Below are 10,436 nucleotides of genomic sequence, written 5' to 3' on the forward strand. Positions count from 1 at the left end.
TTTTGATTCCTTTAGCAAATTCTGCTGCAAGGTCTTTTAGTTTTTGTTCGTTCATCATGTTGCCTGACTCCGTTGTGAATATGAACATAGCAAATTCAGGCAATTACACAATTTAATTTACAGTCTCTGCCACGCTTATATTTGGTGACACGTTTGATTGTTGAAAGTTCTAAAAAATAATTGAATAGAATCATCTTCTAAAACACGAGCCATTGCCCTTCAGTATGGCGGTGGCTTTTGCGGTTCAAATTGTATTTGGATCAGGCTGAAACGAAAAAAGCCCCAACATCCTGTCGAGGCTTTTTCGGATTCTTTCTAGCGGTATAACTCCTGTCCTACCGTAAGCGTCCTGCTTTTTTGTCTTATCATTGTTGTTTTATATTCAGTGACGTCCTGTCTCTGTATGTCTTCAATATAAATTGAATCTATTTGACTGAATAGCCGCAAACAGCCGAATACTTTGTAAGTCTGAGCGTACAAGATTGTTCAATATTTAATTAAGCACTGACGTACTGTACAAGCTTATCAAAGGCTGCTTTTACTGCCTTATTATCAAATTCATTCGGTTCAAATTGTTCAGTACGGTTACGGGCAAAAATATCACGAATTTCAACGACCGCATTGCTATCAATTAAGCCCAACTGTGTTGCCACTTGACGTATTTGATCAATAGAACGTGAACCGTTGGTACCACCATAGCTGACATAAGCTGCAGGTTTTCCTGCCCATTCTTTACCTAAGTAATCGAGTGCATTTTTGAGGGCGGGGCTATAACCGTGGTTATATTCAGGACTAATGAAAATAAAGGCGTCACCCTGAGCGATTTTGTCTGCCCAAGCTTGTTGTTTGGGCTGGTCATAAATACCGGTTAAGGGTGGATTTGCACCCGCGAAAATTGGAAGATCCCACTCTTTTAAATCAACAATTTCAGTTTGAACAGTACTAAAGTCATAGTTTTCAATTTCTGAGTGCAACCATTTTGCAATTTTCAGTGCTGTACGCCCCTCACGGACACTGCCGACAATAATATAAAGTTTCATGAAATGTTCCATTTTTATTAAATTAATCTGAATTCAGCTAAATAACTATAATCAATGTGTATCGAATAGCATTCAGTATATAAAAAAAGCGCCCTTGGGCGCTTTTAGAGTCATCGAACTGAATCGATTAAATAATTTTGATGCCTTGTTGACCCGCAGGTGTCACTTTGAAGATTTCTACTTCAAAAGTAATATTTTTACCCGCCAATGGGTGGTTAAAATCAACTTCAGTAAAGTCTTCACCGACTGTTTTAATCACGCCAAATAAGCTTTGTTTGGCTTTGTCTTCAAATTCGATCATATGGCCCACCACAGGTGCTGGATCAAATTTTACGGTATCAAACTTTTGTACATTTTCAGCATTCCATGGGCCAAAAGCATCTTCTGGTGGCAGGCTAACCGTACGACGGTCACCAGCACGTAAACCAAACAATGCTTTTTCAAAACCTGGAAGTAAGCTGCCATCGCCCATAACGAGGCTTACAGGTGCTTCGCGGCTGCGAGTATTGTCAATTTCTACGCCATTTTCAATTGCGACAGAAAAATGAAGATCGACTTTAGAGCCATCTTCAATACGAGTTTCCTCGTTTGGATTAATAAAATCAGTCATTTTGCGCTTCCGCACGTTGAATTCGGTGTTTTTCTAAGAAAAACGTATCGATAAGAAGCAAGATGGTGCCAAGGGTAATGGCACTATCTGCAATATTAAAAGCAGGGAAGTGACTATTGTTGTAGTACACGTGAATGAAATCAACCACGTAGCCTAGGCTTACACGGTCAATCAAATTACCAATTGCACCACCTAAAATTAGGGCAATCGCAATCGGTAACACTTTCACGGTTTTTGGCATACGCATGAGCCAAAATACAAAGATCACAGACACAATACCTGCTAGTGAGGTAAAGAAATAACGTTGCCATCCACCGGCATCGGACAAGAAACTAAAGGCTGCGCCATAGTTATGCAGTAATGTCCAATTTAAAAAGGGCGTTACAGGTACAGGGTCTGCATAATTCAGATGCGTACTTGCAATCCATTTGGTCCATTGGTCGAGAATAATCGCAACAATGGATAAACCCACCCACACCAAATTGTGTGGGTAGAATTGGAATAAGCCCTTTTTTTCTTGTGGATTAGGCATATTTTCTCTCTTCGCCTTGACCTGTAGGAAGGTTAATAATACAACGAGAACAAAGACCTGGGTGTTCGTGATGTGTATTTACATCAGGAAGAACATGCCAGCAACGTGCACATTTTTCACCGTCAGCAGCAGATACGTTGACACGTAAACCTTCAAGGTCAGATTCATTGCCTTGTGCTGCATCAAATGCATTCACAATTACTTGAGAGGTGATAAGCACAAAACGTAGTTCATCGCCTAGACGGTCAAGTACAGTCTTGAGCTCTTCAGATGCCCAAAGTTCTACTTTTGCAGATAAGTTAGAACCGACTGTTTTTGCATTACGCGCAGCTTCAATGTGCTTGTTCACCGCAGATTTCACTGCAATGAGGGTTTGCCATTCTGCTTCTGACACCACGTTGGCAGTTGATGCAGTTGGAATGTCATACCATTCAGTCGTGAATACGTATTTCTCTGATTGCTCAGGGATGAGCGGCCATGCTTCTTGTGCTGTGAAGCTCAAGATAGGCGACATCCAACGTACAAACGCTTGTACCAAGTGATACAGCGCAGTTTGTGCTGAATGACGTGCTGCCGAGTCTGCTTTGGTGGTGTATTGACGGTCTTTGATGATGTCTAAGTAGAAACCACCTAAGTCGTTGATACAGAAGTTAGTCAGCGCATTGGTCACGATATGGAAATTCATATCTTCATAAGCTTGTTGAATGGTTTTCTGCACGTCAGCGGCACGTTGTAAGATGTATTGATCAAGCGCGATCAATTGATCTACAGGCAATGCATCAGTCGATGGTTTGAAACCATTTAAGTTCGCTAGCAAGAAACGAAGCGTGTTACGAATACGACGGTAACCATCAGATGCACGGCTAAAGATTTCTTTACCAGCCGTCATTTCATAACGGTAATCCGCAGATGCGATCCAGAAACGTAAACCGTCTGCACCCATATCTTTAATGATGTCTTGCGGTGTGATCACGTTACCGATTGATTTTGACATCTTACGGCCTTTTTCATCCACCACGAAACCGTGCGTCAACAAGCCTTTGTATGGCGCGCGTTCATTAATCGCAATCGACGTTAATAATGAAGATTGGAACCAACCACGGTGTTGGTCTGAACCTTCAAGATACAAATCAGCAGGGTCTGTTAATTCTTCACGTTCACGAAGTACAGCAAAGTGCGTTGTGCCTGAGTCGAACCATACGTCTAGGGTGTCACGTACGGCGTTGTATGCTTCCGCATCATCACCGATGAACTCTGCTGCATCGCGGTTATACCAGCCATCAATACCTTCTTGTTCAATCAGTTTCGCAACTTCTTCAATCAATTCAGGTGTCCGTGGGTGCAATTCGTTGGTATCTTTATGTACGAAGAATGGAATTGGCACGCCCCAAGTACGTTGACGTGAAATACACCAGTCCGGACGACCATCAATCATCGATTGAATACGGTTTTTACCCCAATCTGGTACAAAGCTGATGTCATTTTCAATCGCATTCAATGCTTTTTGGCGTAAACCTTTCGCGTCCATGCTGATGAACCATTGTGGTGTCGCACGGAAGATAATTGGTGTTTTATGGCGCCAGCAGTGTGGGTAACTATGCTTGATGACTACATGTGCCCAAAGCTTGTCTGCTTCAGTCAATGCCGCAATAATTTTTGGATTGGCTTTGTAGATGTGCTCGCCTGGGAAGATTGGTGATGTTGGTAAATACACACCATTACCACCGACAGGGTTTTCAACTTTTAAGTTGTACTGTAAGCCGACTTTATAGTCGTCCACACCATGGCCTGGCGCGGTATGTACGGCACCTGTACCACTGGTTGCAATGACGTGTTCACCCAAGATCACAGGTACTTGACGCTCAGCGATAAGCGGATGTTGCAACAATAAGTTTTCAAGTTTTGCGCCTGCGAATTCAGCAATCACTTCAACCTGATTAAAGCCATAACGTTCAGTTGCAGATTCAACCAAGTCTTTCGCAAGAATGAAGTTTTGAGCTGCTTTGTCTTCACCCGTTGCTTTTACCAATTGGTATTCAATTTCTGCATGGAGTGCAACCGCTTGGTTGGCAGGCATGGTCCACGGTGTAGTGGTCCAAATCACGATGTCTGTACGGTCAGCAACGCTAACACCTAGACGTGCTGAAAGATCAGCGAGATCAACAACGCTGAAACCGACATCAATCGCGTCTGATTTTTTATCTTCGTATTCAACTTCGGCTTCTGCAAGTGCTGAACCACAGTCCAAACACCAGTTCACAGGTTTCAAACCTGGCTCGATATGACCCGCTTTAGCAATTGCGCCTAATGAACGAACGATGTCAGCTTCTTGTTTGAAGTTCATCGTTAAGTATGGATTGTCCCAATCACCAAACACGCCCATACGCACGAAGTCTTTCTTTTGTAGTTCGACTTGTGTGTAAGCATATTCACGGCATGCTTTACGGAAAGTAGATGCATCAACTTTTACGCCGACTTTACCGACTTTTTCTTCTACTTTAAGTTCGATTGGAAGACCATGACAGTCCCAACCTGGTACATAAGGCGCATCAAAACCATCCATGACACGGCTTTTAATGATGATGTCTTTTAGGACTTTATTGACTGCATGACCTAAATGGATTTGACCATTGGCATACGGAGGGCCGTCATGAAGAACGTATTTTTTCTTGCCAATACGCGATGCACGAATCTGCTGATAAATGTTGTCGGCATACCACTCTTCTAACCATTTCGCTTCACGTACTGCGAGATTTGCTTTCATTGCAAATTCAGTACCTGGGAGGTTTAGCGTGGCTTTATAATCCACTGCATTTTCAGGAGTTTGCTTATCGCTCATGCAAGTTGTCTTCCAAATTTATCAGCCAGTTGACTGACGCGTTTTACATTAAATAATTAGGGTTTAAAATGGAAAATGAGGGTGCTTATGGCGAAACTCAAGGAGTTTTTCGACATCATCATCAATTCCAGCTTTAAGTGCTTCAAGCGAAGGGTAGTCCTTTTCGCCATGTAAAAAGTTCAAGAACGTCACCCGCATTAACAGGCCATACAGATTAGCAGAAACATCAGGGAAATGTACTTCTAATCGCCACTCAGGATGGATCTGTTTAATGGCCGGACGTGTGCCGACATGGCCTGCGCCAAACAATGCAGTTGGAGCATAACCTGCAACACCCAATTTTTCAGGTTGATCGGACTTTACTTTATCTTGGAGGGAAGTGGTTTCGCAGACCACTTCAACACCATAAATGCCGTTTAAACAGGGTTTATGACGGTTTAAACGCACATTGATGGTGGGGAAATTAATGGTACGACCAATTTGATCACCATATTGCACACGGCCAGTGATGCTATATGGGCGGCCTAATAATTTTGCCGCCAACATTAAATTACCCGCTTGTAAGGTTTGACGTACCAATGTTGAACTGACACGTTCGCCATCGACTTCAACATTTTGCAAGTCGGTAACATTAAAACCGTAGTCACGTAGGAATTGGCTATTGCCTTGGCGGTTTTTACCAAAATGATGATCTTCACCCAAAACTAAGCTTTGCGTATTGAGTTTAAACTTGAGTTGGTCCGCAAATTCTTCCGCACTTAAATTACGAAAGGCGTCATCAAATTTAGCCACTACAATGTAGTCAACACCAAGTTCGCTCAAGTATTCAACTTTTTCACGTAATGAAGAAATACGTGGAGGGGCATCATAAGCTTTAAAAAATTCAAGCGGTTGCGGTTCAAAAATCATGACCGCAGTTTTTAAGTCCTGCTGTTCTGCGACAGTTTTCAGCTGCTGAATCATGGCCTGATGACCCAAATGCACACCGTCAAAATTACCAATGGTCACGGCAGTTTTGTCAGTTAAGGCATTAGGCGCTAAAGCATTCAGGCGGAGCAGCTTCATGGGCGAATCAAATCGTTGAAAATGTTTAAGGGCTATATATTGCCATAATCTTCTGCGTTCGTCTTGTTGTTGTGTTTTTACTCAAGTTTTTTTATGCAGTGATGAATTTAATATCAATTAAAATGATACTTAAAATAAATATTAATAAATTTTTCTTATTTATGATTTTGGCTAGACTAAGTGTAATCCATTTTGATGAGCATCCTGCGATGAAAATGCCATTTTATCAACTACAGCATAAACAAGACTTGATTCGTCATTTTACTCCAAACTGGTTCACCGTAGTGATGGGGACAGGAGTTGTGGCACTCATTTTACCGCAATTGCCTTTTGCATCGCAGCTGATGTGGTCATTGGGCGCAGGACTATGGCAGATCAATGTGGGGTTATTTATTTTATTTAGCGTGCTGTATTTATGTCGTTGGGTGTTGTATCCACAAGAAGCCAAGCTAATTTTTAAACATCCTGTGATGAGCTTATTTTTAGGCGCTATTCCGATGGCATTAGCGACCTTAATTAATGGCGCTTTAAAATTCGGCCCAACGTTATATGCTCTAGAGCATCTTACAACCTTGCTATTGTGGGCAGAATATCTTTGGTATGTGGATGTCTTATTGGCAGTGGCCATTGCCTGGTGTGTTCCTTTTATGATGTTTAGTCGTCAACAGCATGCGCTACAAGGGATGACGGCCGTTTGGTTACTCCCGATCGTGGCGTGTGAAGTCGCAGCCAGTTCAGGTGCACTGTTGTTAGCGCATCTACCCGCAGATAGCCATGCAGCAAATATTCTATTGGGCAGTTATGTGCTGTGGGGTATTTCAGTTTTGCCTGCTTTTGGCATATTAACCATTCTGCTATTGCGTTTGGCTTTGCATCAATTGCCAAGCAAAGATATGGCGATTAGCAGTTGGTTAGCTTTGGGACCAATTGGTACAGGTGCGCTTGCTTTATTGCTGCTGGGTGAACAAGCACCTCGTATTTTAACCGCTGTGAATCTGGAGAGTTTAGGCCCCATCTTACAACAAGGTGGAATATTGGCTGCACTCATTTTACTGGGTTTTGGTCTATGGTGGTTGGGCATTGCGATATTAACCACGCTCAAACATCTAGGTGATTTGCCCTTTAATCTGGGATGGTGGGCAATGACGTTTCCATTAGGAGTATTTAGCCTAGCCGTAATGAGTTTAGCCGAACAAACCCAACTACATAGTATTGCGCTTTGTGGCAACAGCTTGGCTATACTCCTCTGTGCACTCTGGTTGATGGTGATTAGTAAAACCATCCAAGGTTTTTACCGCGGCACACTGTTTTTCTCTCCTTGTCTTAAAACTTATATCACTGTAAAAACGACCACTTAAAATACCAAGCACGTAGCGTTTATACATATGCAGCCAGCCCCATGCTGGGCTGCAAATGTAGTGCTATAGATGTAGATATAGGCTTTGTGTACCTTTGTACGGTTGTTACGTTATTCTGCTATTCAAGCCAAATGTTGATGTATAAAATTTGCGCGTATTTCGGTTCATGCGATTGAATCCGATGAATTAAAACAAAAAATGAAAAATAGGGAATATTTATGTGTGCTCAAACTGAATTTTGGGACAACGCCAAAGGATTATTAGAAGAATGGTATGTGGCTTGTACGTCAAAAGAATTGAAAAAAGATCAGCCTTTCGCAGCGACCCTATACGGTAAAAAAATCGTCCTATTCCGCAAAAAAGATGGTCGTGCCGCGGCTTTATTAGATCAGTGTGTGCATCGTGGTGTACCGCTATCCGATGGCAAAGTAAAAAATGGTTGTGTCTCTTGTCCTTACCATGGTTGGTCATATCAAGCTGATGGTCATGTGGCTTATATTCCGAGTGTGAACGGCAAATTCTTTCCAGAAAAACCGCATCCTTTTAAGCAACGTAGTTTTGACGTATGTGAGCAAGATGGAGTGGTGTGGATTTACCTCGGGGAGAAACCTGAAAATCAAAGACCTGCAGTATTTAAATTGCCATTTTACGACCAGCCAGGGTGGCTGAGTTATTACATGGTTGGTAAATATGATGGAGAAATGGGAGCGGTCGCGCAAAACATTATGGATGTGACTCATACCATATTTGTGCATGAAGGCTGGTTCCGTTCTGAATCTGGTAAAGCTGTTGATGCGACCATTGAGGTAGAGCCACGTAAGGTGGTAGTGGAATACCATGATCATGATGCAGATGTGGGCATGATGCCTTGGTTGACCAACCCGCATGGTGCAGAGCAGGTGCATCGAGACAGCTTTATTGCGCCTAATATCACTTTGGTGGAATATCACTGGGGGGAGCCTTCAGGTATGGTGTTTAATAGCTTAATTAGTCCGGTAGGGCCCTATGAATCACGGGTTTATACCTGTGTCAGCTATAAGTTTCCAATTCCAAAATTGATAGCCAAAGCCCTAATGCCTGCGGTAAATGCCTACACGTGGGTAGTGAATAATCAAGACATTAAAATTTTATCAGCACGTCGTAAAGGGCTGGAAAATATGCCGATGACACATTCCCATAGTGTACGAGGTGATATGGCACATATTGCTTTAGAAAAAATCCTCGATGCACTGCGCCATGATCAGCAGCTTGCGCCTTCATTTATTGGAAAACGCCCCATGCAATTTCAAATTTAACCAGTCGATGATGATTTGGCGTTGTGAATCTTAAGAAAAACGACCGAAGATGAGGTGAAATTTAGATTTAATTTTTAATGGGCAGGGCAAGACGCGCAATTTGTGCTATATCAATGCGGAAGAATTTCAGGAGTTACATGTGAGTCAGCAAATCGCATTAATTATGGCGCTGCCTAATGAATCTAAAGGTCTGTTTGAAGCGGCAGGCATTGATGTGCATTACAGCGGAATCGGGAAGGTCAATGCAGCATTTAAAGCCTTTGAAGTGATCCAAAAAACCGGTTGTAGCACGTTATTAAACCTAGGTACGGCAGGAAGTTCACACTTTGATGCACATGCTTTGGTGGAAGTTGCTGAGTTTGTTCAACGTGATATGGATGTTTCACCACTGGGTTTTGACGTTGGGGTAACCCCAATGGATCAAGATCATCCTGCGGCAATCATACCTGAAACCATGTTTGCACAATTACCCAAAGGTATTTGTGGTACTGGCGACAGCTTTGAAACTGGGCTGCCGAAAGTACCGTGTAATCTTGTCGATATGGAAGGCTACGCAATCGCGAAAGTATGCAAAAAGCTGGGTGTCCGCTTTGTTTCAGTCAAATACATTACTGATGGGGCGAATGACACAGCACATCTGGATTGGGAAGAAAACTTATTGTTAGGTGCAAAAAAATTATTAGAATTATATCAAACAGTAAAATAATAACATGAGGAAAAACCGGTCGGCGACCATAGGTGGCTATGGTCGTATGCCAATATGACCTGTATGTTCCACTATTTTTCAGTACGTGGAATTGCTCCGTAAAGCATCATGTGTACAGTGTGTTGAATAATACGCTGTTGCATACTGCGATTACGTAATGTCTTACCGGTAACCATTTCCATTTGTGTTGCAAAGTCCGCATAATTTTGCGTAATTGCCCAAATGTTTAAAATGAAAATTTCTGGGTCGATTTCTTTCGAAATTTTGCCTTGTTCCTGCCAGTTGCTAATCACTTTGGCTTTACGTTTCACCAATTTTTTTAGCGGTCCTTTTAGGATTTCAATAATGTGCGGTGCGCCCTGAATGACTTCAAGTGCGAACAAACGCGATGCTTTCGGTTGAGTGCGAGACACTTCAATTTTCTGCAATAAATAATTGGTGATTGCTTCTTCAGGCTCAAGTTCAGCTTCAAGCATCTGAAGTGGAGCGAGCCACTTTTGTAGCACAGTAGTCAGAACTTCAACATAAAGCGCTTCTTTATTTTCATAATAATAGAAAATATTCGATTTATGCATTTCTGCAATCTGCGCGATCTCATCCAGGCTGGCACCATTAAAGCCATACAGGGAAAAGACATCCAGTGCCGCATTGAGCAACTGGTGGCGTTTCTGGGTACTCTTTTTTTGTTCCATCAGCTCTTTTAAGAAAATGAAAAGGGAATATTGAATTGTACGGCAAATCATCAGATTTGTGCACATCGAAAGTTTGTAATTTTATGAATAATGGCAGTTTATTCTGTTCGTTCTTTAAATATTTACGACGAATGCCATAAAATGCTAAAAAAACATTTTTTGGCAGAATTAATTTATCAAATGGAGCGTAAAACTCTGTCCTTCAGGTCAGAGATATAAGCGACACGACATGAAGTGTCGTTTGATTTAACTAAGGACTATTTTTCTTGAGTTTTGATTGTTAATATAAGTACATGAAA

General features: G+C 42.1%; 9 protein-coding genes. 3 read left to right on the plus strand and 6 right to left on the minus strand.

All coding sequences use genetic code 11. The features are described from left to right. Positions 1 to 497 precede the first annotated feature (497 nt). The 5 genes from FTT84_RS15180 to ribF form a co-directional block, all read right to left on the minus strand. On the minus strand, positions 498 to 1,040 hold the full coding sequence (locus FTT84_RS15180) for an NADPH-dependent FMN reductase (RefSeq protein ID WP_067761795.1): 543 nt from the start codon (positions 1,038 to 1,040) through the stop codon (positions 498 to 500). 127 nt (positions 1,041 to 1,167) lie between these two features. Next, the gene (locus tag FTT84_RS15185; protein WP_180058487.1) at positions 1,168 to 1,650 is read right to left on the minus strand and encodes a peptidylprolyl isomerase; all 483 of its coding nucleotides are present in this window, start codon (positions 1,648 to 1,650) and stop codon (positions 1,168 to 1,170) included. Then, positions 1,643 to 2,182 (minus strand): signal peptidase II, encoded by a 540-nt coding sequence (lspA, locus tag FTT84_RS15190; RefSeq protein ID WP_067761789.1) that lies wholly within the window; start codon positions 2,180 to 2,182, stop codon positions 1,643 to 1,645. Before lspA ends, FTT84_RS15185 begins: the two co-directional genes overlap by 8 nt. Then, the gene (ileS, locus tag FTT84_RS15195; protein WP_180058486.1) at positions 2,175 to 5,021 is read right to left on the minus strand and encodes an isoleucine--tRNA ligase; all 2,847 of its coding nucleotides are present in this window, start codon (positions 5,019 to 5,021) and stop codon (positions 2,175 to 2,177) included. The genes lspA and ileS overlap by 8 nt, the downstream gene beginning before the upstream one ends. A 63-nt stretch (positions 5,022 to 5,084) precedes the next feature. Continuing rightward, complete coding sequence (gene ribF, locus FTT84_RS15200; RefSeq protein WP_180081456.1) at positions 5,085 to 6,086, minus strand: riboflavin biosynthesis protein RibF; 1,002 nt, start codon at positions 6,084 to 6,086, stop codon at positions 5,085 to 5,087. A 209-nt stretch (positions 6,087 to 6,295) separates the two neighbouring features. Between ribF and FTT84_RS15205 the strand changes: the two genes are divergently transcribed. The 3 genes from FTT84_RS15205 to FTT84_RS15215 all read left to right on the plus strand — a co-directional run bounded on the left by FTT84_RS15205 (position 6,296) and on the right by FTT84_RS15215 (position 9,445). Beyond that, positions 6,296 to 7,444, plus strand: coding sequence for a TDT family transporter (locus FTT84_RS15205; protein ID WP_180081454.1), 1,149 nt, complete (start codon positions 6,296 to 6,298; stop codon positions 7,442 to 7,444). A gap of 218 nt (positions 7,445 to 7,662) precedes the next feature. Further along, the gene (locus FTT84_RS15210; RefSeq protein WP_067761780.1) at positions 7,663 to 8,739 is read left to right on the plus strand and encodes a Rieske 2Fe-2S domain-containing protein; all 1,077 of its coding nucleotides are present in this window, start codon (positions 7,663 to 7,665) and stop codon (positions 8,737 to 8,739) included. 139 nt (positions 8,740 to 8,878) lie between these two features. Further along, the gene (locus FTT84_RS15215) at positions 8,879 to 9,445 is read left to right on the plus strand and encodes a 5'-methylthioadenosine/S-adenosylhomocysteine nucleosidase (RefSeq protein WP_162270465.1); all 567 of its coding nucleotides are present in this window, start codon (positions 8,879 to 8,881) and stop codon (positions 9,443 to 9,445) included. A 71-nt stretch (positions 9,446 to 9,516) separates the two neighbouring features. Here the strand turns inward: FTT84_RS15215 and FTT84_RS15220 are convergent, their stop codons facing one another. Next, positions 9,517 to 10,137, minus strand: coding sequence for a TetR family transcriptional regulator C-terminal domain-containing protein (locus tag FTT84_RS15220; protein WP_067761845.1), 621 nt, complete (start codon positions 10,135 to 10,137; stop codon positions 9,517 to 9,519). Positions 10,138 to 10,436: the final 299 nt, after the last annotated feature.

The sequence above is a fragment of the Acinetobacter sp. YH01019 genome (genome assembly GCF_013420285.1).
Lineage (GTDB): Bacteria > Pseudomonadota > Gammaproteobacteria > Pseudomonadales > Moraxellaceae > Acinetobacter > Acinetobacter gandensis.